This is a genomic window from Bacillus sp. Bwzl_19, assembly GCF_054900515.1.
This window is the reverse complement of sequence record NZ_CM142729.1, coordinates 2,885,815-2,908,522: the sequence shown is the minus strand read 5'-3', so window position 1 is coordinate 2,908,522 and position 22,708 is coordinate 2,885,815. Positions and strand designations below refer to the sequence as shown.

General features: G+C 47.9%; 24 protein-coding genes. 15 read left to right on the top strand and 9 right to left on the bottom strand.

Going from position 1 to position 22,708, the window contains the following annotated elements; genetic code table 11:
- Nucleotides 1-25: 25 nt before the first annotated feature.
- On the bottom strand, nt 26-817 hold the full coding sequence (locus ACW5MY_RS15475) for an SDR family NAD(P)-dependent oxidoreductase (RefSeq protein ID WP_013353573.1): 792 nt from the start codon (nt 815-817) through the stop codon (nt 26-28).
- Between the two features lie 188 nt (nt 818-1,005).
- Between ACW5MY_RS15475 and ACW5MY_RS15470 the strand changes: the two genes are divergently transcribed.
- From ACW5MY_RS15470 to ACW5MY_RS15420, 11 genes are all read left to right on the top strand, one after another.
- Nucleotides 1,006-1,950 carry an ABC transporter substrate-binding protein gene (locus ACW5MY_RS15470; protein ID WP_013353572.1) on the top strand — a complete coding sequence of 315 codons (945 nt, stop codon included), beginning with the start codon at nt 1,006-1,008 and terminating at the stop codon, nt 1,948-1,950.
- The gene (locus tag ACW5MY_RS15465; protein WP_013353571.1) at nt 1,913-2,959 is read left to right on the top strand and encodes a FecCD family ABC transporter permease; all 1,047 of its coding nucleotides are present in this window, start codon (nt 1,913-1,915) and stop codon (nt 2,957-2,959) included. The genes ACW5MY_RS15470 and ACW5MY_RS15465 overlap by 38 nt, the downstream gene beginning before the upstream one ends.
- Nucleotides 2,956-4,182, top strand: coding sequence for an ABC transporter ATP-binding protein (locus ACW5MY_RS15460; protein ID WP_462061628.1), 1,227 nt, complete (start codon nt 2,956-2,958; stop codon nt 4,180-4,182). Before ACW5MY_RS15465 ends, ACW5MY_RS15460 begins: the two co-directional genes overlap by 4 nt.
- Nucleotides 4,179-4,748, top strand: a complete 570-nt coding sequence (locus tag ACW5MY_RS15455) for a cob(I)yrinic acid a,c-diamide adenosyltransferase (RefSeq protein ID WP_014471000.1) — start codon at nt 4,179-4,181, stop codon at nt 4,746-4,748. The genes ACW5MY_RS15460 and ACW5MY_RS15455 overlap by 4 nt, the downstream gene beginning before the upstream one ends.
- A 164-nt stretch (nt 4,749-4,912) precedes the next feature.
- Nucleotides 4,913-6,181, top strand: coding sequence for an MFS transporter (locus ACW5MY_RS15450; protein ID WP_013353568.1), 1,269 nt, complete (start codon nt 4,913-4,915; stop codon nt 6,179-6,181).
- 166 nt (nt 6,182-6,347) lie between these two features.
- The gene (locus ACW5MY_RS15445) at nt 6,348-6,728 is read left to right on the top strand and encodes a protein liaI (RefSeq protein WP_013353567.1); all 381 of its coding nucleotides are present in this window, start codon (nt 6,348-6,350) and stop codon (nt 6,726-6,728) included.
- Between the two features lie 13 nt (nt 6,729-6,741).
- The gene (liaH, locus tag ACW5MY_RS15440; protein ID WP_013353566.1) at nt 6,742-7,419 is read left to right on the top strand and encodes a stress responsive protein LiaH; all 678 of its coding nucleotides are present in this window, start codon (nt 6,742-6,744) and stop codon (nt 7,417-7,419) included.
- Between the two features lie 105 nt (nt 7,420-7,524).
- Nucleotides 7,525-8,394 carry a LiaG family protein gene (gene liaG, locus ACW5MY_RS15435; RefSeq protein WP_013353565.1) on the top strand — a complete coding sequence of 290 codons (870 nt, stop codon included), beginning with the start codon at nt 7,525-7,527 and terminating at the stop codon, nt 8,392-8,394.
- A 28-nt stretch (nt 8,395-8,422) separates the two neighbouring features.
- A complete protein-coding gene (gene liaF / locus ACW5MY_RS15430) occupies nt 8,423-9,154 on the top strand; it encodes a cell wall-active antibiotics response protein LiaF (RefSeq protein WP_013353564.1) in 732 nt (243 codons plus the stop codon).
- The gene (gene liaS / locus ACW5MY_RS15425) at nt 9,151-10,233 is read left to right on the top strand and encodes a two-component system sensor histidine kinase LiaS (RefSeq protein WP_013353563.1); all 1,083 of its coding nucleotides are present in this window, start codon (nt 9,151-9,153) and stop codon (nt 10,231-10,233) included. Before liaF ends, liaS begins: the two co-directional genes overlap by 4 nt.
- Complete coding sequence (locus tag ACW5MY_RS15420; protein ID WP_003151798.1) at nt 10,211-10,843, top strand: response regulator transcription factor; 633 nt, start codon at nt 10,211-10,213, stop codon at nt 10,841-10,843. The genes liaS and ACW5MY_RS15420 overlap by 23 nt, the downstream gene beginning before the upstream one ends.
- Before the next feature lie 42 nt (nt 10,844-10,885).
- Here the strand turns inward: ACW5MY_RS15420 and ACW5MY_RS15415 are convergent, their stop codons facing one another.
- From ACW5MY_RS15415 to ACW5MY_RS15405, 3 genes are read right to left on the bottom strand one after another with little or no spacing between them, the layout of a single operon-like run.
- Nucleotides 10,886-11,998 carry a Ger(x)C family spore germination protein gene (locus ACW5MY_RS15415; RefSeq protein WP_013353562.1) on the bottom strand — a complete coding sequence of 371 codons (1,113 nt, stop codon included), beginning with the start codon at nt 11,996-11,998 and terminating at the stop codon, nt 10,886-10,888.
- Entirely contained in the window at nt 11,995-13,095 is a 1,101-nt protein-coding gene (locus tag ACW5MY_RS15410; RefSeq protein WP_013353561.1) for a spore germination protein, read from the bottom strand. Before ACW5MY_RS15410 ends, ACW5MY_RS15415 begins: the two co-directional genes overlap by 4 nt.
- Nucleotides 13,070-14,512, bottom strand: coding sequence for a spore germination protein (locus tag ACW5MY_RS15405; protein WP_014470998.1), 1,443 nt, complete (start codon nt 14,510-14,512; stop codon nt 13,070-13,072). The genes ACW5MY_RS15410 and ACW5MY_RS15405 overlap by 26 nt, the downstream gene beginning before the upstream one ends.
- 116 nt (nt 14,513-14,628) lie before the next feature.
- Between ACW5MY_RS15405 and ACW5MY_RS15400 the strand changes: the two genes are divergently transcribed.
- Nucleotides 14,629-14,814, top strand: coding sequence for a YvzF family protein (locus ACW5MY_RS15400; RefSeq protein ID WP_003151806.1), 186 nt, complete (start codon nt 14,629-14,631; stop codon nt 14,812-14,814).
- 67 nt (nt 14,815-14,881) lie between these two features.
- A complete protein-coding gene (gene fumC / locus ACW5MY_RS15395; RefSeq protein WP_013353559.1) occupies nt 14,882-16,270 on the top strand; it encodes a class II fumarate hydratase in 1,389 nt (462 codons plus the stop codon).
- 36 nt (nt 16,271-16,306) lie between these two features.
- On the opposite strand, the gene ACW5MY_RS15390 is transcribed toward fumC, so the two are convergent.
- A complete protein-coding gene (locus tag ACW5MY_RS15390; protein WP_013353558.1) occupies nt 16,307-17,182 on the bottom strand; it encodes a TetR/AcrR family transcriptional regulator in 876 nt (291 codons plus the stop codon).
- A gap of 178 nt (nt 17,183-17,360) precedes the next feature.
- Between ACW5MY_RS15390 and spxO the strand changes: the two genes are divergently transcribed.
- On the top strand, nt 17,361-17,525 hold the full coding sequence (gene spxO / locus ACW5MY_RS15385; protein WP_007410067.1) for an anti-adapter protein SpxO: 165 nt from the start codon (nt 17,361-17,363) through the stop codon (nt 17,523-17,525).
- 25 nt (nt 17,526-17,550) lie between these two features.
- Here spxO and ACW5MY_RS15380 read toward each other — a convergent pair whose 3' ends face one another.
- Together ACW5MY_RS15380 and ACW5MY_RS15375 are read right to left on the bottom strand one after the other, a co-directional pair.
- Nucleotides 17,551-18,906, bottom strand: a complete 1,356-nt coding sequence (locus ACW5MY_RS15380) for a sensor histidine kinase (protein WP_013353557.1) — start codon at nt 18,904-18,906, stop codon at nt 17,551-17,553.
- Nucleotides 18,903-19,580 carry a response regulator transcription factor gene (locus ACW5MY_RS15375; protein WP_013353556.1) on the bottom strand — a complete coding sequence of 226 codons (678 nt, stop codon included), beginning with the start codon at nt 19,578-19,580 and terminating at the stop codon, nt 18,903-18,905. The genes ACW5MY_RS15380 and ACW5MY_RS15375 overlap by 4 nt, the downstream gene beginning before the upstream one ends.
- Nucleotides 19,581-19,856: 276 nt before the next feature.
- Here ACW5MY_RS15375 and ACW5MY_RS15370 point away from each other — a divergent pair, with 276 nt between their 5' ends.
- Complete coding sequence (locus ACW5MY_RS15370) at nt 19,857-21,218, top strand: S1C family serine protease (protein WP_013353555.1); 1,362 nt, start codon at nt 19,857-19,859, stop codon at nt 21,216-21,218.
- 46 nt (nt 21,219-21,264) lie between these two features.
- Here ACW5MY_RS15370 and ACW5MY_RS15365 read toward each other — a convergent pair whose 3' ends face one another.
- Together ACW5MY_RS15365 and ACW5MY_RS15360 are read right to left on the bottom strand one after the other, a co-directional pair.
- A complete protein-coding gene (locus tag ACW5MY_RS15365; protein WP_013353554.1) occupies nt 21,265-21,729 on the bottom strand; it encodes a Dps family protein in 465 nt (154 codons plus the stop codon).
- 89 nt (nt 21,730-21,818) lie between these two features.
- Entirely contained in the window at nt 21,819-22,661 is an 843-nt protein-coding gene (locus ACW5MY_RS15360) for an oxidoreductase (protein WP_013353553.1), read from the bottom strand.
- Nucleotides 22,662-22,708 lie beyond the last annotated feature (47 nt).

The following is a 22,708-nucleotide window of genomic DNA, read 5'->3' as shown; positions in this document are numbered from 1 at the left end:
TCCCATTGTGCCGGGCTTTTTTTGGTTAAATGGAGCGGATGATGCCGCCTTCAACCCGCTGTGCGATGCCGTTAATGGCAGATGCCGCATCTGAAGCGAGAAATACAATCGTATTGGCGACTTCTTCCGGCGTTGCGTAGCGCTGAATCAAGGACGTCGGTTCATTCACTTTAAAATAATCCCGGACGAAGCTGTCCGTATCTTCTCCGGCAGCCTTAGCGGCTCCTTCCATGTAAGAAGCGACGCCTTCGGTCCATGTCGGTCCGGGCAGCACGGAGTTTACCGTGACATTTGTGCCTTTCGTCATTTCCGCCATTCCCCGAGACAAGCTGATTAACGCCGTTTTCGTCATTGAATACGGAATCATTTGCGCAAGCGGTTTGACACCGGCTTCACTAGAGATGTTCAGAATCCGACCGCTGTTTCTTTCGAGCATTTGCGGCAGAAAACGCCGGCACAGGCGCACGGCGCTCATGACATTCACTTCAAAATACCGGGTCCATTCATCATCAGTCACCTCAGCGAAGTCTTTTACTTCAAAAAATCCGAGGTTATTGACGAGAATATCGACTTCTCCGATTCCGCCGGCGCGCTTCATCAGGTCATCCGCTTCATCCTGACGCGATAAATCAGCGGCGATGCCGTGAACCGTTCCGTAAGCGGAAAGCTCCTCAACCGTCCGTTCCACGGTTTCTTTTTTTCTTCCGTTTACAATCACCTCGGCGCCTTCGGCTAAAAAGCTTTTTGCCGCGGCTTTTCCGATGCCTGAAGTTGATCCTGTAATCAAAATGAGCTTTCGTTCAAGCTGTAATTCCATGATGATCCTCCTCTTAACATGATTGTGTAACAGTATACATGATGGGTTTTAGTGTTTACGAACAATTTGCTTTAATGCAAAAAAGGCCGGATATACAAGCCTGACAGACTTATAGTATAATTACTGCGAAAAAAGGATACGAATGTCAAAGAGACAATCGTTTACCATAACCAGGGGGAGTTAAAAGAATGAAGAAAATCACTGCCGTCTGGGCGGCGCTCTTTGTCACCGCCTTTATGGTCGCCGGCTGTTCCGGCGCACAAGAAGAAGGAAGCGCGGCAAAACAAAAAGCCGTCTCAGCCGAAGCATTTCCGGTAACCATTAAGGATGCCGCAAACGAAAAAGTAACCATAAAGCAGGCGCCGGAAAAAATCGTTTCCCTCATGCCGAGCAATACGGAAATTACATACGCGCTGGGGCTCGGAGATAAGGTCGCAGGCGTCACGACAAATGATACATATCCGAAAGAAGCGGTAAAAAAACCGAAAGTCGGAGATATGAATGTGAACGCTGAGAAAGTCATCGCGCTGAAGCCGGATCTCGTGCTTGCCCACGCGTCCTCTATGTCCGCTTCCGCCGATGCGATGAAGCAATTAAAAGATGCGGGCATCACCGTATTAACGGTCAATGACGCTCAATCGTTCCAAGAAGTGTACAAATCAATCAGCATGATCGGAAAAGCGGCCGGCAAAGAAAAGCAGGCGGACAAGCTGATCAAATCAATGAAATCCGACCTTTCCGCCATAGAAAAGAAAGCGGCGGCCATTTCTGAAAAAGATGAAAAGAAAGTATTCGTCGAAGTTTCTCCTGACGGATACACGACGGGAAAAGGCACGTTTATGAACGAAATGCTTGAAGATATACATGCGAAAAACGCCGCCGGCAGCCAGACCGGCTGGGTGCAGCTGACGGATGAAGCGATTGTCAAAATGAATCCGGATGTCATCATTACGACAGACGGCGTAAAGGCCGCTGAAGTGGAAAAACGCGCCGGCTGGGGTGCCGTCAATGCGGTCAAACACCACAACGTCTATTCTGTTGATCCTGACCTTGTCACACGCTCTGGCCCGCGTCTGGTAAAAGGGGTCGAGAAGCTTGCAGAAAGCGTTTATCCTGAAACGTTTAAAAAGTAACCGCCCGCTGGCCTACACGATCAGTCTGCTGTTTTTAGCCGTTTGTACGGCACTCGGCATTTCAATCGGCAGTCTGCATATCCCTTTATCCGACGTTTTTTTGATCGGGATCGGCCGGACCTCCTCTGTTGATCCCATGAATGTAAATATTATGATGAATATCCGTCTGCCGAGAGTCGTTCTGGCAGCCCTTGTCGGTGCCGCGTTATCCATTGCGGGAGCGGCGTTTCAGGGGCTTCTGAAAAATCCGCTCGCCGACCCTTATACACTCGGGGTATCTTCAGGAGCCTCGGCGGGAGCCGTTATCACTTTGTTTTTCGGCATTCAGATTCCCGTCATCGGCCGGTTCACACTTCCGGTCGTCAGCATTGCCGCAGCCATTGCGGTCATGGCGGCGGTTCTTTTTTTCAGCCGCCTCGTTCATGCGTCCATGTCGGTTTCGACGCTCATTTTGACAGGCATCATCATGAATTCTTTTCTCGGAGCCCTCATTTCGCTTGTGATCGCTTTAACGGGAAATGATCTGCTCCCGATTGTCCGCTGGCTGTTAGGCAGTGTGTCAATGAGGGGCTGGGGCTATGTCGCGCTGTTTCTGCCTTTTTTTCTGGCCGGGACGGCGCTTCTGCTTATCAACGGCAGAGAATTAAACATTATGACCTATGGAGAAGAAAAGGCAAGGCTTTTAGGCGTCAGTACGGGAAAGAGAAAACTGCTGATGATTACCGCCGGATCTCTGCTGACGGGAGGAGCGGTTGCCGTATCGGGGACGATCGGGTTTGTCGGCCTTGTCATTCCTCATGTGACGCGGCTTTTATGGGGAACGGATCATCGCCATTTACTGCCGCTGTCAGCACTGACGGGCGCCGGTTTTCTCATTTTGGCGGATTTGTTTTCCCGCACCGTTATTGAACCTGTCGAATTGCCGATCGGCATTATGACGGCATTGGCGGGAGCGCCTGTATTTGCCTTGATTCTGCTTCGTCAGCACCATGGAGGGAAACGCTTATGATCAGGGTGAGCAGCCTGTCCGGCGGGTACGGAGGGCGGATGATTGTAGAGGATGTCAGCTTTACCGCCGAAAAGGGTGAATTTGTCGGCATACTCGGTCCGAACGGCTCAGGAAAAACAACACTGATGAAACTGCTGACGGGGGTGCTCCCTCCCTCAAAAGGCGAGGTGCTCGCAGCAGGCAAGCCCATCGGAAGATACAAGCCGCGGGAGCTTGCGAAAATCATGGCCGTTTTGCCGCAGCATACGGAACAAGCCTTTACATTTACCGTCAAAAAAACGGTGTCCTTCGGCAGATATCCGTTTCAAAAAGGACTCTTCAGACAGACGGACCAAAACGACGAAGACATTATCCGGGAAGCGATGGAAATGGCGGGCATCGCCCGATATGCGCAGCAATCCGTCCGCAATCTGAGCGGCGGAGAAAGGCAGCGCGTCTATTTGGCGCAGGCGCTGGCTCAGCAGCCCGAGGTGCTTTGTCTGGATGAGCCGACGACATTTCTTGATCTCAAATATCAAAAAGACCTGCTCGATACGGTAAAGCGGCTGACGAGAGAAAGGGGTCTTACGGTCATCAGTATTTTTCACGACCTCAACGCCGCGGGACAATACTGTGATCAGCTCCTGATGATGAAGGACGGACGCGCTTTTTCGAAGCAGCCGCCGGAGCAGGCTTTGAAACAAGAGACGATTGAAGATATTTACGGCATCACCGTCAGCGCTGTTGACCAACAAGCGTCGCCGAAACCGCTGATCGCCTTCAAGCCGGAAGTGCGGGAAGAAAGAGAATCCGTCACCGTTCCGTTCGCCTCTCTGATAAACAAAAGCGGAAATACCGTAACGCTTCATACAGACCGGCCGTTTAGAATGTTGTCAACCGCATCTGACGGATCTGGTTTTTCATGGAGCCGCCGGCTTTCCGGCTCAGCGGCCGCTGGTTTGGTCTGCCGGACGTTTGATTCGGTTACGATTGCCGTGACGGCGCGGCACACAATTTGGGCACTCGTCAGCGGACGTTTATCTGAACAGGGATTTGTACGGCTCTTAACGGCAGCGGCAGAAGCGAGAATGCAGGCTCTTTCCGGAATGCAGGCAAATGGTGATATTGTCATCGCCGCTTTGCAGACGGGAGAGGCAGTGGACGCCCGTCATGCGGAAAAAGCCGTCAGAAGCGGGATCGCGGCATGTGTAAAAGCGGAGGAAGAAGGAGGAATAGATCGATGAAGCTCTATACGAAAACCGGCGATAAAGGACAGACAAGCCTGATCGGCGGCAGAACGGATAAAGACAGTCTGCGGGTTGAGAGCTACGGGACGATTGATGAGCTGAACAGTTTTATCGGGCTTGCGCTTGCGGAGCTTGCTGATTGTGAGAATTGCGGTGATCTGAAAGCCGAACTCCGAAACATTCAGCACGAGCTGTTTGACTGCGGCGGCGATTTGGCGACTGTCACTGAGCATAAGAACTATAAATTGAGAGAGAAATCTATTTCCGTATTGGAAGACTGCATAGACCGTTATACGGCTGAAGCGCCCCCGCTTGAGAAATTTATTCTTCCGGGCGGGCATAAGGCGGCTGCTCAGCTTCACATCGCGCGGACCGTCACAAGACGGGCGGAGCGTCTCACCGTGAAACTGGGCAAAACAGAAGAGATAAACGATACGGTGCTGCGTTACTTGAACCGCCTGTCTGATTATTTTTTTGCGGCGGCAAGAGCAATCAACACAAGACAAGGCGTTAAGGATATAGAGTATGAGAGAAGCGCCGCAGTATTCCGTGAGGATGAATAACGTTTCATTCAGCCGGCGGCAGCATGCCGGCTGTTTTTTTGTGGAGATACCCATCATTTGAACCCTTATTGCCAGTAGGAAAATGTATCTTATGCATTATTGACTGAAAAATTAAAAAATGAGATATTATAAGAAATGCTGTAAAATAATGGGTGATTTGATAGATGGATACATATAATAAGAGCGAGAGCATCTGGAATAAAAATTTCACCTTTCTGTTTATCTCAAGGCTTGTCAAATTGTCGGGAGACGGTTTTGCCTTTAATTCCATTCTATGGTTTTTGATTTTTGACGGAGAAGGCGCGATCGGCACGGCTCTGCTGATTGCGGTCACGTTCCTTCCGGAGGCGATGCTGGCGCCGATTACCGGGCCTTTTATGAAGCAGCATACGCTGAAATTCTGGATGTATTTTTCCGACCTCACGCGCGCGGCGGTCGTGTTAATCATTCCGGTCTGTTATTTTAACGGTTTCTCTCCTTTATGGTTTGTCATGCTCCTCATGATCGTGCATTCAGCCACGGGAGCCGCTTATAATCCTGCATCCATCTCGTTAATCCCCAATATTGTCGGAGAAAACAGCCTGCAGAAAGCGAATGCGGTCATCCAGTCATCCGGCCAGATCGTCAGGCTTGCCGCTATTACGCTGAGCGGGGTGTTTCTAACTTTTATCAGTCCCGCCTATTCTTTGTTTATCGCACTTATATTCTATCTTCTATCAGGTTTTCTCGTACTCTTTATTGCATACCAAGTTCATCAGGATAAACAGAAGACCGTCGCCGTTAAACAGCGCGGAACGTATTTCGGAAGACTCAAACGGGGTTTTGTGCTTGTCAGAAAACACCAGATTTTATACCCGCTCGCTATCTACTGTATCTTCATGAATTTTGCGGCCGCTCCATGGGAGGCGCTCTCTGCCGTTTATGTCGCTGAAGATTTACACATGCCGCCGATCATCTACTCGCTTCTGAAAGCGACAGGCACGGGCGGAGCCTTTTTAATGGGTTTTATTTTGGCAAAAGTGAAGGTGAACAAATACGGTCTCCTGTTTGTGTCGGCGGGAATCATAGAAGGGGCGGCATTTTTCATCACGGGCATCAACACTTTTCTGCCGCTCGTCTTCCTCGCCGCGTTTGCGTTCGGATCTGCCGTCAGTGCTATTAATGTGCCGGAATATACCATTATTCAGACGTCTGTGGACAATGATGACCAGCCGCAAGTTTATGCCGTCATCCATATGATCTCAAACATATCCATTCCGCTCGGTGCGGTTCTATGCGGATACGCGGCTAACGCTTTCGGTTCCGGAAAAGTCATCGCCGCCGGCGGTCTCGTCGAAGTCCTGTCCGGTCTCGGAATATTGTTTTTTACGAAGCTGGCCAAAGCGGAACGCTCCGATCTCATCAGGGAAAAAGAAGCGAGCGTCAGAATCTAGCATTTCCGTAAAACGCCCTGCGCCGTCTGGCGCAGCGGCGTTTTTTTATGTAAGGGTCCGGGGGCTTATACGACTCCGGTCTGATATGAAAATCAATCTCTGACTCGTTTTGCCGTCCGCGGGATTTGTTTATAGTAAAGACAAGGAAAACGAAAGGAGGATCTGCATGAATATAAATGTAAAAACGGCAGGCGGCTTCCTGCTGATTGTGTTCGGACTTTCTGTCTTTTTCGGAGGGGGCCACTTCGCATTTATCATCCCGCTGGCGATCGGAGGCCTGATGCTTTACTGGGGAATAAAACGGTTTTCAAAAGGCCGCGCCGTATCCGGTATCATCGCGGGCGTCATCGGGGCTATGATTCTCGTCGGCTCTCTTCCGTTTATCGTAGCTATCGGACTGGCTGGCGCCATGGTGTATTTCGGGTGGAAGATGATGAAGCAGGGCGGCTCAGACGCTGATTCCCGGCAGTATGAACCGGAAGCGGCATCACCGGGCTATCAATCCGGCTTTGATTCTGAATGGGAAGAATTTTTGAAGAAAAAATAAGGAGGAAAACAAAATGGTCTTAAAAAGAATAAGAGATATGTTCGTCGCATCTGTTAATGAAGGGCTTGATAAATTAGAAAATCCGAAAGTCATGCTGAATCAATATGTGCGTGACATGGAAAGTGACATCGCCAAGGCGAAACAAACGATTGTCAAACAGCACACAATCGTCCATCAGTTTAAGAAAAAACAAGAGGACGCCTCAGAAACGGCGGCCAAGCGGAAAAATCAAGCTCAGCTTGCCTTTGACGCAGGGGAAGAGGAGCTTGCGAAAAAGGCTCTGACTGAAATGAAGTACCTTGAGGGAAAAGCGGCCGAACATGAAAAAGCGTATGACCAGGCGAAAACACAGCTGGCAGAGCTGAAAGAGCAGCTGGAGACTCTGGAAACGCGTCTTCGCGACGTAAAGGATAAAAAACAGGCGCTCATCGCCCGTGCCAACGCGGCGAAAGCGAAGGAACATATGAACGCTTCTTTTGACAAAATTGACAGCGAAAGCGCCTACAGAGAGTTCCTTCGAATGGAAAACCGCATTGAAGAAATGGAAGTTCGCGTCAAATACGGCACTTCGGCTGAGGCGAACACAGAAGTCAGCCGTTCGCAATATTCGGACGAGGTCGAAGCTGAGCTTGAAAAAATGCGCTCGCTTTCTCTGGAAAAAACGGAGTATCAAAAAGCGGCTCATGAATAATGTGCACAAGGGAAGATCGGCGCTTTTACGCCTCTTCCCTATACGCACGTATCAATTATCAGGCTTTTCCTTTATAATAAAATGAATGAAAAAGGATGGAACGTAATGAAGCGTAAGATTGCCAAAGGGCTGATGGCGGCGTCCGTTCTGATCTGCTGTCTGTTTTTGGTGAAAGAAGTGGTTGCCGGGCGTTTTTTTCCGCTGTACGAAACAGAAACAGAATCGGTAAGCGTACCGCCCCGTGCCGTTAAAAGCTTATCCGTTTCATCTGAACAGACGGATGTGAAAATTATCGCGGAAGCGCGGAATGATATCTCGGCAAACGTGACGGGACCGGCGGGAAAAATGTTTGTCCGCAGCCGGGGGAAAACCCTCGATCTCAAAGCGAAGGAGAAAGGGTTCCAATTTCTGAATCTTTTTCAGCGTCCTCTGCTGATTGTCCGCATTCCGTATGATTACCATCAGGACATCACCGTCCGTTCATCAAGCGGCAGCATTGCAGTTGACGGAAACAGGGGGCTGTCTCTTTCACATCTCGGCGTCCATACTGTAAGCGGGAACATGTCGCTGAAGCATGTAAAGACGGATGTGTTTGAAGCGAAAGGGCTGTCGGGCGATCTCACAGCAGCCGGTCTTGCGGCAAAAACGGCGGATGTCCGCTTATCCTCCGGAAATGTCGGTCTTCATCATGTGTCAGGCCCTCTTGACGTGCGGGTCGCTTCCGGCAGTGTCGATGCCTCGCTTGAGACGGCAAGTGCCCCCGTATCCGTCAGGCTTGCGAGCGGCAGCGCAGCCATCAGCCTGCCGAAAGACGGGAGTTTTACGGTGAACGCCGAAACGGCAAGCGGGAGAATCCAGCCGTCCTATTCCTTTGAGAAAACGAGTAAGGAAGGCGGGGCTTTCACAGGCATTAAAGGCAGCGGCTCAAGAATGATTGATATAAAAGTGACGAGCGGCAATATTGCACTGCAATAGAAAAGGAAAGGAGGGGCAAGCAGCTGAAATGGCAAAAAAACAGATTCTCGGACTTATCATCGCCTTATTTGGCGTCAGCATGTTTTTACGTATTATCGGTATCGGCGACTTCTTGTTTTGGCCGCTCTTTTTTCTGATCACAGGCTATATTTTTAATAAATATTCCCGCGGCTGGCTCGGCTCCGTCCTGTATATCTTCGCCGCTTTTTTGTTTTTGAGAAACCTGTTCAGCGCCACCTTCAACCTGTTCGGCTATGCCTTTGCCGCCTTTCTCATTTACGCGGGCTACAGGCTTCTTAAAGGAAAGCGCGTGTTTGAACATAAAGAGAAGAAAATCAATCTTAAAAAAGAAGAGCAGCCAAAGCCTTCCGCCCAGCCGGAAAGCAGACAGCCGGATCTCCGCAGCTATTTTATCGGCGAGCTGCGCATGATGAAGGATCCGTTTGAGCTGAATGATTTAAATGTCTCCGGATTCATCGGAGATGTGAAAATCGATCTGTCAAAAGCGATGATTCCCGAAGGAGAAAGCACGATGACAATCAGCGGTGTCATCGGCAATGTTGATGTGTACGTCCCGCCCGATATCGAAGTGTCCGTCAGTTCGTCAGCTTTTATCGGCGATATGAATCTGCTCGGCTCTAAGAAAAGCGGCATGAGCACGAACCTGTATAAAGTGTCTCCCGAGTACGGCGACTCGCCGCGGCGCATTAAAATATCAATTTCGTTATTCATCGGCGATGTGGATGTGAAGTATTTATGAGGAAAAAATTACTCGCCAATATTCAGTGGCGCGCCATGAGGATGACCGCGGGGCTCAGTCTGCTTCTTTGCGCTGTGTTTATTACGCTGATGCTGTTATATTACGGGCTTGACCCGATGCTTTTGTTTTCTTCCGGCTGGTTCGGTATTCCGTTCGTGGTCATCCTGCTTTTGGCGTCCCTTTCGGCCGGACTGATCTCCGGTTATGTATACGGCGGCCGTCTGAAAACAAGAATGGATACATTGATTGAAGCGGTTTTGAAATTTGAAAACGGCAATTTCGCCTATCGGGTGCCGCCGCTCGGCGATGATGAAATCGGCCTGGCGGCAGACCAGCTCAACGAAATGGCCAAGCGGGTCGAGCTGCAGGTCACATCGCTCCAAAAGCTCTCCAACGAGCGGGCGGAATGGCAGGATCAAATGAAAAAATCAGTCATCACTGAAGAACGCCAGCGGCTGGCGCGCGATCTGCACGATGCCGTCAGCCAGCAGCTCTTTGCCATTTCAATGATGACATCCGCCGTCCTAGAGCAAGTGAAAGATGCAGATGACAAAATCGTTAAACGGATCCGCATGGTTGAACATATGGCGGGCGAAGCGCAAAATGAAATGAGAGCGCTGCTATTGCATTTGCGGCCCGTCACTTTAGAAGGAAAAGGTCTGAAAGAAGGGCTGATTGAGCTGTTAAAAGAGTTCAAAGCGAAGCAGCCGCTTGATATTGAGTGGGATATCAGCGACATGGGTGTGTCAAAAGGCGTTGAAGACCATCTGTTCCGAATCGTGCAGGAGGCGCTTTCCAACGTTTTCAGGCATTCAAAGGCGACCAAGGTCACCGTCAGGCTCGGCGCGAAACATCAAAAGCTGCAGCTTAAAGTCATTGATAACGGGGCGGGTTTTACGATGGATCAAGTCAAAGCATCCTCTTATGGCCTGCATTCCATCAAGGAAAGAGCGAGTGAAATCGGCGGCATAGCGGAAATTATCTCCGTGAAGGGAAAAGGCACGCAGATCGACGTGAAAGTCCCGATTTATCAGAAAACAAAAGGAGAGAACGACAGTGATTCGAGTGTTACTGATTGATGATCACGAAATGGTCAGGATGGGCCTGGCCGCATTTTTAGAAGCACAGCCGGACATTGAAGTCGCCGGTGAAGCGTCAGACGGACAGCAGGGCGTCGATCTGGCCGCAGAGCTTTTGCCGGATGTCATTTTAATGGATCTTGTCATGGACGGCATGGACGGCATCGAAGCGACAAAACAGATCTGTGCGAAACTCAATGATCCGAAAATCATCGTGCTGACGAGCTTTATTGATGACGACAAAGTGTATCCGGTGATCGAAGCGGGGGCGCTCAGCTATTTGCTGAAAACATCTAAAGCGGCAGAAATAGCCGAAGCCATCAGAGCGGCTGCCAAGGGCGAACCGAAGCTTGAATCGAAGGTGGCGGGAAAAGTGCTGTCAAGGCTGCGCCATTCAGAGAATCAGCTTCCGCATGAAACACTGACAAAAAGAGAACTGGAAATCCTCTGTCTCGTCGCGGAAGGCAAGACGAACAAAGAAATTGGAGAAGAGCTGTTCATAACGATTAAAACGGTGAAAACCCACATCACGAATATATTGTCAAAGCTTGATGTCAGTGACCGCACGCAGGCAGCCGTATATGCCCACCGCAATCATCTCGTGACATAAACAAAGGAGAGCGGCGCTATGCACACTCTCCCAAGGGACAGGTTATTGGGACATTCCCTTTGTTCCGAAATCTCTGATGGCGACTTTGACTTTGTATTCAATATCGGATTCACTGAAATGATGATCCCAATCTGACGACACCTTTTTCCACTTGTCAGGATAATGAATCCGGACCTGATTATCCAAACCGGTAATATCGACTTTTAAATCATGCTGCAGATAATCAATGAATGTCATAACATCTGAATGGATGCTGCGTTTTACCGTGTTTTTGATTTCATTTATATAGGACTCCTTAAAGGAATCTTCTTTCGGGTTCCAATCCTCAGACAGACGGCCTTCAACAAACCGGGTGACGATAAACTTGAATTTCCCGTTTTTATATTGTGTTTTCACATCATATTTGCTGGAAAATACCTCGAACGATAAATAATAATTATCATGCTTTGCAAATGTGACGCCTCCCTTTACCGTGCCTGTGAACAGGTTCATATTCTGGACTTGAAAAGGCGTTAAATCCGCATACCAGAATTTATTTTTTATAATGGATGCGCCCCAGATTTCCAGCCTGCTGCCCACTTTGCGCACTTGAGGAAGGACGAAGGTTTCGCCTTTTGTGATTTTCTCGGATATTTCCCCCAATGTCACGGGCTTCATCATTCGGATGGTGACCGCGTTATTCTCTGTTAAGTCATAGATCGTATTTGACGCAGGCTCCCCCTGATCACTGACATTGAAAATATCTTTCGTTTTGTCCGGCACTGTCATCACATTGCAGCTTCTTCTCGTTCCATTGTCCCTGACAAATTGGTTCATCAATGCGTCAAGCGGGATGCCGTCTTTTAACAGCGCTTCAGAAAACAGCATGATGCGCAAGTGCTGGGAGAATGCGGGGTGATTTTTTAATGATGCCGTCCTTAAGGCTTGATGGACGGTTTCCCCGGAAGTGGAAGTCACCTTTGTCGGGCTGCTTGATGACGACTGCTGTGAACTTGCTTTTTGCGGGATCAGAATCTGCTGAGTCACTTCCACGTTTTCTTCCTCAGGTTTATCGAGCCCGACTCCGATAACAAGGCTCAAATCTTCTATATTCCGGCTGTCCCAGCATCCGGCCAAAAGCAATGTAGAAAGGATGATGACGATATATTTCTTCATTGTGCTTTTTTCACCTTCCTTTTCACAGCGACGACTGCAAACATCAGTAAAGGCAGCAAAAAGAAACCTAAGAAGATGTAGCCGAGAATATCACTGAACAGCATCAGCTTGTTAGCGTCTTTTGGCATCAAGGACCCGAAGAATGTCGCGATGCCTACGAAGATGACACCTTTTTTCTGCTTCAGCCCGAAAATTTTATTAAGGCCTGACGTCGCGAAATATCCGTACGATACATAGGTGGTGAAAAATTGGATAATCCAGACCGCAAGCAAAAAGGACTCAAACCTTTCGATAAAAAGCCCTTTAATTTCAAATGACTGAAAGAGCGCGATTGTAGGCCAGATCATTGTTTTGACATCCTGGGTGGTTAAGGCGCCGACGACGAGGACGAAGGTAATAATATATAAAATAATCGGGATGCCGAAACCCGCAGCCGACATACGGAACGTGTGCTTTTTATTTTTGAGGTACTCGGGGAGAAACAGCATAACCTCAATGCCCAAAAAGGAAACAGAAACGACGGTCAAGGAGGCCATAACGGGAGAAAACCCCTGTCCGAGAACCGGCCGCAGATTGTCGATATCAAATATTTTAAAGCTGAAAGAAAACACCACCAGCAAAATAATAATCGTAATCGTTAAATAGAAAGGAAAGAGCCTGCCGATATCATTTATGCCGCCGATAATCAAATAAATAGAACAGGCGATAAAGATAAACAGCGTGACCGGCACGGGCGTTCTTTCCAATAAAAAGAATTTGACCATTTCCGCCATCGCCCGGGCTTCGAAGCTGGCGACTCCTATAAAATAGAGGCAGATCATGAGATTGACGATATTTCCCGCCCATTTGCCGAGACCTTCTTTCATATAATCAAAAAATGATTCGTACTGATGCTTTTTCATAATGAGCGTGTTGAGATAAATCAATAGGATAAAGATGATGCCTTCCAGACATAATGCGATCCAGCCGTCCGGCGAATTCGCCTTTGATGACAGCGCACGCGGCATGGTGAGGAGGCCCGCACCGAGCATCGTGTTGGAAATCAATGCTGTCCCTTGATAGCTTGTAAGCTTATTGTGAGTTGTTTTCTGGCTCATTTACGTTTTTCGCCTCTTTTGGTTGATTTTTAATAGGGAGACGGAGAATAGAATCGTTTGCGTTTTTTAAGCTGAAAAACCCATTCGGCGAGAAATACGGAGAACCGAAGCTTCGCTGTCTCGATAAATGAGTGTAGATCGCCAGCATAAATAAAATCATGCCGTACAACCCGAAAGCCGCGGCAGTAAACATCGAAATGAAACGGAGCACACGGAATGAAAGCCCCATCCCGTACTGCGGCACCGTAAATGAAGCGAGCGCGACAATACTGACCACGATCACCATGATAGAGCTGACAAGATTCGCCTCAACGGCCGCCTGACCGATGACGACTCCGCCCACCAATCCGATCGTCTGGCCGAGCGGGCTCGGAAGTCTCAAGCCCGCCTCTCTCAGCAGCTCTATCGTCATTTCCATTACCATCGCTTCGATGATAGGCGGGAAGGGGACGTTTTCTCTGTTCGCCGCGATGGTGACTGCAAGCGACGTCGGCAGAAGCCCTTGGTGAAATGAAACGAGCGCGATATAAATGGACGAAAAAAACAGCGTGATAAAAATAGATGTAAACCGCAGCGCCCGGATGAGCGAGGCGGAAATCCACCGTTCATAATAATCATCGGGAGACTGCATTAAAATTCCTAAAGAAGCCGGGACCACGAGCGCAAACGGTGAGTTGTCGACAAGGATGGCGACGCGGCCGTTAAACAAGGCGGAAGAGACTTTATCAGGCCGTTCGGTATTTTGTATTTGCGGAAACGGCGAATACTTATTATCCTCAATAAGCTCCTCAAGCGTTCCGGAATCCTGAATGTCATCCATCTTCACTTTGCTGAGACGCTTTAAAACATCATTGACGACAGATGGGTCCGCCTCATCATCGATGTACATGACAGTGGCGTATTTCAGCTTGTTTTCTCCGATCGGAACCTTTTTCGTTTTCAGCTTCGGATGGTTCGTCCGCTGCCTGATCATGGCGACGTTTGTATCAGAATCTTCTATGAAGGCGATTTTAGGCCCTCTTACGACCTTTTCAGATGTGGGTTCTGTTACGCTTCTTTTTTCTCTTTTTCCGGTGGACAGAATGTACACATGGTCAAGGCCGTTAATAAACATGGCACATTTCCCCCGCAGAATGGAGATGACGGCTTCCTTCGCCGTAAAGACGGGGCGGGCGTCAATCTTATCAAGACGTTTCGTCACCGTTTCCAGTGTTAAGGCGTCTTCTTCGTGAAGCAGCGTTTCAATCGCTTCTTTTATTTTGTCTTCATCGTTCATTTCACTCAGATACATATAATAAAAAACAAGCCCGTTCGGAAGCATCTTTTTATTTTGAACCAGGTCATCGTTCTGCTCTACATGGGGAAGTACCATAGCCAGATTAATGTGTATGTATTCCTTGAATTCCGATTGCGCCATCGACAGTCACCCGCCTTCCAATCCTTAATTGAGGTTATCTTTTCCTGTTAAAAAAATGATATACTATGATAAAGTATTTAATGGTACAAGTTTTTTTATGAAAGCGGAGGAGAGATGTGGCACAAGTCAGACTGGCAGGGAATGCCGAAGAAATAGAACAGCTCATCAAATCATTTGAAGCGCATTACGAAGTGGCTTACACGTCGAAGGAATACCGTAAAACAAATCCGAAGTACAAATACTCTAAGGATTCGCGCGTCTATCTTGAGCTGAAATTAAAAACGGCCAAGGCCGAAAAATAAAAAGGGTTTCATCTGTTACTGGCGAATAATACTCAGGGTGAAGCAACTGTTATGGAGGGATACATAAATGGACTACAGAATTGAAAAAGACACCATGGGAGAAGTTAAAGTTCCGGCAGATAAATTTTGGGGCGCTCAGACACAGCGCAGCAAAGAGAACTTCAAAATCGGTTCAGAAAAAATGCCTCAGCGTGTTGTGAAGGCGTTTGCAATTTTAAAAAGAAGCACGGCGATCGCTAACGAACGCCTCGGCAACTTAGAGTCTGAAAAAGCACAGGCTATTGCCGCTGTATGTGACGATGTGTTAAACGGCAAATATGACGATAACTTTCCGCTCGTTGTCTGGCAGACGGGAAGCGGCACACAAAGCAACATGAATATGAACGAAGTGGTGGCCAACCGCGCGACTGCTTTACTGAAAGAACAAAATTCCGAGCTGAAGATTCATCCGAATGATGACGTCAACCGCAGCCAAAGCTCAAACGATACATTCCCGACGGCGATGCACGTTGCGGCGGTTCTTGCCGTATATGAACAGCTTGTTCCGGCGCTTGATCAGCTCCGTACGACACTTGATGAAAAAGCGAAAGCGTATCAGGATATTGTGAAAATCGGACGTACGCATTTGCAGGATGCGACTCCGCTGACGCTCGGGCAGGAAATCAGCGGCTGGGTATACATGCTTGACCGTTCTAAAGAAATGATTCTTGAGTCAACGGAAAAAATGCGCGCGCTTGCCATCGGCGGCACGGCAGTCGGCACGGGCATCAATGCCCACCCGCAGTTCGGTGAATTCGTCGCTGAAGAAATCACAAAAGTAACGGGGCAGACATTCAAGAGCTCGCCTAATAAATTCCATGCGCTGACAAGCCATGATGAAATCACTCACGTTCACGGCGCGTTAAAAGCATTGGCTGCCGACCTGATGAAGATTGCCAACGATGTCAGATGGCTGGCAAGCGGCCCGCGCTGCGGAATCGGCGAAATCGTCATTCCTGAAAATGAGCCGGGAAGCTCTATCATGCCTGGCAAAGTCAACCCGACACAAAGTGAGGCGCTGACAATGATCGCCGCGCAAGTGATGGGAAATGACGCGACAATCGGATTTGCGGCCAGCCAAGGAAACTTCGAGCTGAATGTCTTCAAGCCGGTTATTATTTATAACTTCCTGCAGACAGTGCAGCTTCTCAGTGACGGAATGAATTCCTTCCATGACAAATGTGCTGTCGGTATTGAGCCGAACCAAGAGACGATTCAGGAAAATCTCTCTAACTCATTAATGCTTGTTACGGCGCTTAACCCGCACATCGGTTATGAAAACGCCGCAAAAATCGCCAAGCTTGCCCACAAAGAAGGCTTGACGCTGAAAGAAGCGGCATTACAGCTGAACCTTCTGACAGAAGAACAATTTAATGAAATGGTGCGTCCGGAAGATATGGTGCATCCGAAAGCATAAACAGAAAGAACGGCTGCAGTCACTGCGGCCGTTCTTCTAAATAAACTGCTGTTTCAGTAAAAATCTGAGCTGTTCTGCATCTTCAGCCAGCAGGTCAGATTCCTTCAAATTCAAAATCATTCCTTTGATGATTGCCGGTTTCGGCGACTTTTTCTTCATTTCCGCTTCCAGAATATCCAAGCTCTCGGTGAATTCAGATGCTTGCGGCTTGTCCATCGTGCTGATGCGCGCGCGGAGGGTCTCAAAGATCGATTGACTTAAAGGATCGGGCTGCCCGTTATGAAGGGGCCCAAACAGCGAGCTTGCCTCATCAAGAGAAATAAACGGTTCATCATGTCTGTCCGCCATTCCGTTTACGATGTCATCAATTCTGTGAATCACGGTATTTGCAAGAAGCGCAGGCTGTACGGACCGGCCGGTCAGAATGAGATATTCAAGATACATCTGACTGATTCCTTCTATTAAAAAGCAAAGTTCGGCTGTGTATGGTTCGGCTTTTTCTCCGTAAATAGCAAGAAGACTGTCGATATGAAACTGCAGGATCGACCGGCGGATTCTCTTTCCGCACTGCGCTACTTCTTCGGTATAAGGCAGTGAGCCGTCTTTCATCTGCACGGTAATAAAATCCTGATGCGCGAGAATCGATTCGTAAAAAACCGCAAGCTGTTTTTGGTAAGCGGCTCTCGGGCTGTCGCCCTCCGTTTGGATCGTCGTGATTCGGGTAAACGTTTTATCGTAGTAGTAATTCAGCATAGATAAAAGCAGTGCTTCTTTGGAAGGAAAGTAAAGGTAAAAAGCGCCTTTTGAGATTTTGCATTCATCGGCAATTTCCTGAACCGATGTTGATTTGTACCCTTTCCGGGCAAACAGTTTGATCGCTGCTTCAATAATCAGCTTTTCTTTTTCCTTCAATGGTTCCACCCTTTCGGAGCCAGGAGGCTGGCTTGTGCTTCTCATGTATGACTAAATGGTCATATTGATATTCCATAAATTTAACCTGATTGTAACTTGTTTTTTTGTTTTGTTTTATTTATATTATAAAGTGAGCTGACCGAATGGTCAAAGTTCTGGCGAAAGGGTGAATCTGAAAATGAAAGAATTAGATGAAATGATCAGCCGCTTGCGAAACAGAGGAATTAAAGTCGAAAAGGTGAAATATCCGAAAAAGACAATTTGTGAAAAGAAATGGGTTCATCAATGCCAAAAACCGCTGAAAACAAACTACAGAGATTTTAACGGCTACTCCTTCACATAAAAAAAGACTGCAATGAAACTACAGTCTACTTTGGTACGATAATCCGGTAGATTACACCCGATTGGTCATTTTCAATTGAAATTGATGCTTTATGCAGGGTTAAAATCCGTTTTACGATGCTGAGTCCTATGCCGAACTCGCCTTTCTTCCCTTTATTAAAAGGCTCGTACAAGCTGGATAGCATCTCATCCTCAATCGGAGGCCCGTCATTTTTAACCGTCATGACAATCTGCTGCTGATTTTGGCTGATCCGAATGTGAATCGCCGTTTCTGCGTAGCGGATTTGATTTTCAAGAATGTTTTCAAGGAGCTTGCTCCATTGTTCCGGATCACCGGGCATCATCATTACATCTTCTGTGTCAACGGTCCACGCTAATTCCTTCCGGGCCCATTTGAGCCGTTCAATGACTTCTTCCGTGACCTTCACAATGTCAAATGTCTCATGGTGCACCCGCTGCTTCATTAAGTAATCAAGCTTCGTTAAATATAATAGATCCTTAATTTTCTTCTCAAGCTTTTCTGCTTCGCCTTCAATTACATCAATTGTGTTTTCCAGATCCCCCTTAGGAAAAATCCCGTCCTTTATTGATTGAGTATAGCCCCTTATTACCATGACAGGCGTTTTTAAATCATGAGAGATATTTTGCAGGAGCGTTCTTTCCGTTTCATCCTTTTGCACCAGTTTGCTCCGCATGTCTTCAATGGTGTGGCCTAATTTTCCGATTTCGTCTTTTCTGTCGACGATGACCGGATCATCCCAATCCTGTTCCGAAATCCGTTTGACATGCTTTTCTAAGGAAACGAGCGGGCGCGAAAGATATTTGGCAAGCCAAATCGCCGGAATCCAGCTTAACAAAATCACCCCGGCAATGATAAAGAGCAGCTGCTTGAACAGGGTGTATGCCAGATCATCACGATAAGAATCAAGCGCATATGACAGCATCATGGCATTCTGACCGTTAATGGTGAGGCCTTTTTTAATGACGAAAAACACTTTTTCACCGCTGATGTCCGCGCTGTATCGTTTCGTGACGCTGTGCTGGCGGCCCGCGAGCTTGTACACCTTATGGATAAAAGAAGAAGAAAAATAGTTCAAGTCCTTGTCGCTGGCCGACTCCTCCCGTTCCGGCAAAAGAACGTGCTGAACGGATCGGAAAGTCGTCGGAGCGGTCGCATCTTCGCTGTAATATCCCCGCTCGATCGACCCGGGCAGCCGATACTCCGTCAGCACATGCTGTTCATTTTCAATGGTCGTGTACGTTTCATCCGTGAAAAAATTACGGAGCGTATTTGAGAACAGCACGAGAAGCAGAATCGAGATGGCTAAAAGGATGCCTGAGATGACCACCCATATTTGAAAAGCAAGCGGCTTATTTTTCATGACGTCATCATCCTGTAGCCGAATCCGTAAATGGTTTCAACCTTTAACCCGGGCATTTTTTTCCGCAGCCTCCGCACAAGATCATCGACCACCCGGTCAGTGCCGAAATAATCATGGCCCCATATTTTCAGCAGAATATCTTCCCTGGAGAAGGGGTGTCCCTTGTGATGAAGAAATAAAATCAGCAGATCAAATTCCTTAGACGTCAAATTGACAAGGCTGCCGTTTTCATCATAAACCTCTCTGGCCTCTTCGATCACATTGTAGGAGGAAACGGTGATCCCGCTTTTTTTGGGGGCGGGCTGTTCTTTATACACAAGCTCCAGAAGTTTCTGCACCCGTATAATCAGTTCTCTCGGCAAAAAAGGCTTGGCGATATAATCATTGCTTCCAAGCTCTAACCCGAGAACTCTGTCAATATCGGCATCCCGCGCGGAAATAAAAATGACCGGCACATCGGGATCTTTTTCTTTTATTTCTTTTATCAATGTATAGCCGTCCGTATCCGGAAGCATGATGTCAAGAATCCACAGGTGGGGAGACGGCTGCATCTGTTTTCTGGCCTCTTCGCCTTTTGTGAAAGATGTAATGTTCCAGCCTTCATTCTCTAAATATTTTGTGAGCAGTTCATTCAGGTTATCCTCATCTTCAACTAGATAAATGGTGTATGACAAGGCATTTCACATCCTTTCAACGTCATTATACTAGTTTTAACATACTCAAGCCGCATTTTCATAATTTCACATATTCTTTTCATTTTTATCCCACAATGTTTGTTTATGATGTGTATAAGGGAAGAAAGGAAGAAAAAAAGCGGGGAAGATAACATGTTCAAACACATTTTGTTTTGGAGCTTTGCTTTTCTCCTTATAATTGGGACAATAGAACTTGTACATGCGATGAATATGTAATCAATAGAATGAAAACATGCTAAAGGAGTGTGCGTGAATATGAACGATCAGCGAGATGACGGCATGAACCGCGATCAGTCAGATCTTTCACATACGGAGCAAAACAGAAATGCCCAGCAGCAGATCAGCCATCAGGAGACGGAGCTGCTCGAAGGCCCCGTCTCGAAAGAAGCAGAAAAAGAGACGGCTGCCGGCACGGAATTTGAAAAAACGGCTGCTGTGAAAAAAGAAAAAAAACGGAGAGCCGCTTGGCTGAGCCCGGTTTTGGGCGGTATCATCGGCGGCGGCCTCGTGCTTGGCATTGTGCCGAATCTGCCGAGTGAGCAGCATAAGACAGAAGCTGTTTCTGATACGAAACAAGTTCAGTCATCGAATTTCACGTCAACGCCATTAAAAAATACTTCAAGCGTAGCGGATATGGTAGAAGATTTGGAGCCTGCGATTGTCGGAGTGTCCAACTATCAGGCTTCGCAAAGCAGCCAGTTCGGATTTGACGGCAGTTCAAGCTCTGAAACGGAGAGCGGCACGGGGTCCGGCGTCATCTTCAAAAAAGACGGCGGAAAAGCGTACATCATCACGAACAACCATGTCGTAGAAGGAGCAAACAAACTGTCGGTAACTCTTTATAACGGGAAAACCGAAACGGCAAAGCTTGTCGGAAAGGATGCCATCAGTGACCTGGCCGTACTGGAAATCAGCTCGTCCAATGTCAAAAAAGCGGCCAGCTTCGGGGATTCTTCGCAGCTTCGCATTGCCGATAAAGTGATTGCCATCGGCAACCCGCTCGGCCAGCAGTTCTCCGGCACCGTCACACAAGGCGTCATCAGCGGACTGAACAGAACGGTAGACGCCGATACATCCCAAGGCACGGTGGAAATGAACGTGATTCAGACGGATGCGGCGATTAACCCCGGAAACAGCGGCGGGCCGTTAATCAATTCCAGCGGCCAGGTCATCGGCATCAACAGCATGAAAGTCAGTGAAAACGGCGTGGAATCACTCGGCTTCGCGATTCCGAGCAACGATGTAGAACCGATTGTCGACCAGCTTCTTGCAAAAGGAAAAGTCGAGCGCCCGTTTTTAGGTGTGCAGATGATTGATATGTCGCAAGTGCCGGAAACCTATCAGGAAAACACGCTCGGACTGTTCGGCGACCAGCTGTCTAAGGGCGTTTATGTAAAAGAAGTGCAGTCAGGCTCACCGGCTGCGAAAGCGGGCATCAAATCAAATGACGTCATTGTAAAATTGAACGGCAAAGATATTGAGAGCAGCGCCGATATCAGACAGATCCTATATAACCAGCTGAAAATCGGCGATAAAACGACTGTTCAAGTTCTCAGAGGCGGCAGCAAAAAGACGCTGAACATCACATTAACGAAACAAACTGAAAGCGCAAGCTGAACGCATAAAAAAAGCTGAACCTTCATTGGAGGTTCAGCTTTTTTCGTCATTCTCCCAAGTAGGCTGACAGCATCCACACGTGCTTGTCCGCTACTTCAGCCAATCCGACAAACAGGTCGGCAGTTGACGGGTCATTTTGTTCCTCAGCGACGCCGATGACAAATTTGGATTCGCGGCTGATTTGTTTGTAGTCTTGAATCAGTGATTCCACCATTTCAGAAGCTGTCTTTTCCTGGCCTTCATCTGTAATGGAAGCCTGTTCAAGGTAGCTGTGTAAAGTCGCTGCAGGCTGTCCGCCGATGGCCAGAAGCCGTTCGGCGATCGCATCAGCCGTTTCTGCCGCTTCGTTATACAGTTCTTCAAACTTTTCATGCAGCGTAAAGAAATGAGGGCCTTTTACATACCAATGAAAACGGTGCAATTTAGAGTAAAGGATAAACCAGTTTGATAATTGTGTGTTCATTGATTTCTCAACCAGATTTTCAGTTTTTTTCGCGTTTTGTGTATTCATATTCATCGTCCTCCCTGTGATTTGTTAATTTAATTATAACACGTATCAATTAAAAATCAATACTAAATTATAATAATTATAATTTAGGTTTAAGTAAACAGCTTTTTCTTTATAACAGATTCCCAGGCAGACCACGGGAAGAGTGAACGGAAAGCCAATGTCAGCTTAATGCCCCTGCCGATCGGATACCGCAGTTTCTTCAGGCGCTTTTTTTGTGCCAATTGATAAATCAGCTCTGCCACCTCATCGGGATCGCCGCTTTTTGATGCATTCGCTTTGACGTTAGCTTCAATGGGCTGAAAAAAGCGGTAATAGGGCGAGTCTTGACCGGGTGCCGTAATTTGATTGGAGAGAGACGTCTCCCAAATCGAAGTTTTATAGGATCCGGGTTCTATTAAAGCGGCATCAATCCCTAAAGGCAGGAGCTCAAGCCGCAGACACTCTGTAAACCCTTCAATCGCGAATTTGGAAGAGGCGTACGGAGAAAGCGCCGGAAAGCCGGTCAGTCCGCTGATGCTGCTGATATTGATGATTTTCGCCCCGCCGTTTTTTCTGATAGAAGGGAGGACGGTTTTTGTGACATGAATCAGGCCGAATACATTCGTTTCAAACTGCTGTCTGTAATGTTCCATCGGCACATCTTCAATAAATCCCCCGTACGCAGTGCCGGCGTTGTTCACGAGCAGGTCAACCGGCCCGAAACCGCTGACGGTTTTACCGAAGTCAGACACTGATTGCTCATCCGTCACATCTAAAGCAACGATCGTAATATGGGCGGATGCACCCGCTTGAGCGGCGGCTTCTTTCAGTGCATCAGCTTTCTCCGGCTGTCTGGCTGTTGCAATGACGTGATAAGACCGGGCAAGCTTCAGCGCTGTCAGCAGCCCGAATCCGCTCGTCGCGCCGGTTACAACGGCAATTTTTCTGTTCATCTCATCATCCCCCTCGTTTGTGCTATCTTTAGTGTACAACATCTTGC

Bases quoted from the DNA above. Each gene is read 5' to 3' on its own strand.
- ACW5MY_RS15475 (WP_013353573.1), bottom strand. From the start codon at position 817: ATGGAATTACAGCTTGAACGAAAGCTCATTTTGATTACAGGATCAACT.
- ACW5MY_RS15470 (WP_013353572.1), top strand. From the start codon at position 1,006: ATGAAGAAAATCACTGCCGTCTGGGCGGCGCTCTTTGTCACCGCCTTT.
- ACW5MY_RS15460 (WP_462061628.1), top strand. From the start codon at position 2,956: ATGATCAGGGTGAGCAGCCTGTCCGGCGGGTACGGAGGGCGGATGATT.
- ACW5MY_RS15455 (WP_014471000.1), top strand. From the start codon at position 4,179: ATGAAGCTCTATACGAAAACCGGCGATAAAGGACAGACAAGCCTGATC.
- ACW5MY_RS15450 (WP_013353568.1), top strand. From the start codon at position 4,913: ATGGATACATATAATAAGAGCGAGAGCATCTGGAATAAAAATTTCACC.
- ACW5MY_RS15445 (WP_013353567.1), top strand. From the start codon at position 6,348: ATGAATATAAATGTAAAAACGGCAGGCGGCTTCCTGCTGATTGTGTTC.
- liaH (WP_013353566.1), top strand. From the start codon at position 6,742: ATGGTCTTAAAAAGAATAAGAGATATGTTCGTCGCATCTGTTAATGAA.
- liaG (WP_013353565.1), top strand. From the start codon at position 7,525: ATGAAGCGTAAGATTGCCAAAGGGCTGATGGCGGCGTCCGTTCTGATC.
- liaF (WP_013353564.1), top strand. From the start codon at position 8,423: ATGGCAAAAAAACAGATTCTCGGACTTATCATCGCCTTATTTGGCGTC.
- liaS (WP_013353563.1), top strand. From the start codon at position 9,151: ATGAGGAAAAAATTACTCGCCAATATTCAGTGGCGCGCCATGAGGATG.
- ACW5MY_RS15415 (WP_013353562.1), bottom strand. From the start codon at position 11,998: ATGAAGAAATATATCGTCATCATCCTTTCTACATTGCTTTTGGCCGGA.
- ACW5MY_RS15410 (WP_013353561.1), bottom strand. From the start codon at position 13,095: ATGAGCCAGAAAACAACTCACAATAAGCTTACAAGCTATCAAGGGACA.
- ACW5MY_RS15405 (WP_014470998.1), bottom strand. From the start codon at position 14,512: ATGGCGCAATCGGAATTCAAGGAATACATACACATTAATCTGGCTATG.
- fumC (WP_013353559.1), top strand. From the start codon at position 14,882: ATGGACTACAGAATTGAAAAAGACACCATGGGAGAAGTTAAAGTTCCG.
- spxO (WP_007410067.1), top strand. From the start codon at position 17,361: ATGAAAGAATTAGATGAAATGATCAGCCGCTTGCGAAACAGAGGAATT.
- ACW5MY_RS15380 (WP_013353557.1), bottom strand. From the start codon at position 18,906: ATGAAAAATAAGCCGCTTGCTTTTCAAATATGGGTGGTCATCTCAGGC.
- ACW5MY_RS15370 (WP_013353555.1), top strand. From the start codon at position 19,857: ATGAACGATCAGCGAGATGACGGCATGAACCGCGATCAGTCAGATCTT.
- ACW5MY_RS15365 (WP_013353554.1), bottom strand. From the start codon at position 21,729: ATGAATACACAAAACGCGAAAAAAACTGAAAATCTGGTTGAGAAATCA.
- ACW5MY_RS15360 (WP_013353553.1), bottom strand. From the start codon at position 22,661: ATGAACAGAAAAATTGCCGTTGTAACCGGCGCGACGAGCGGATTCGGG.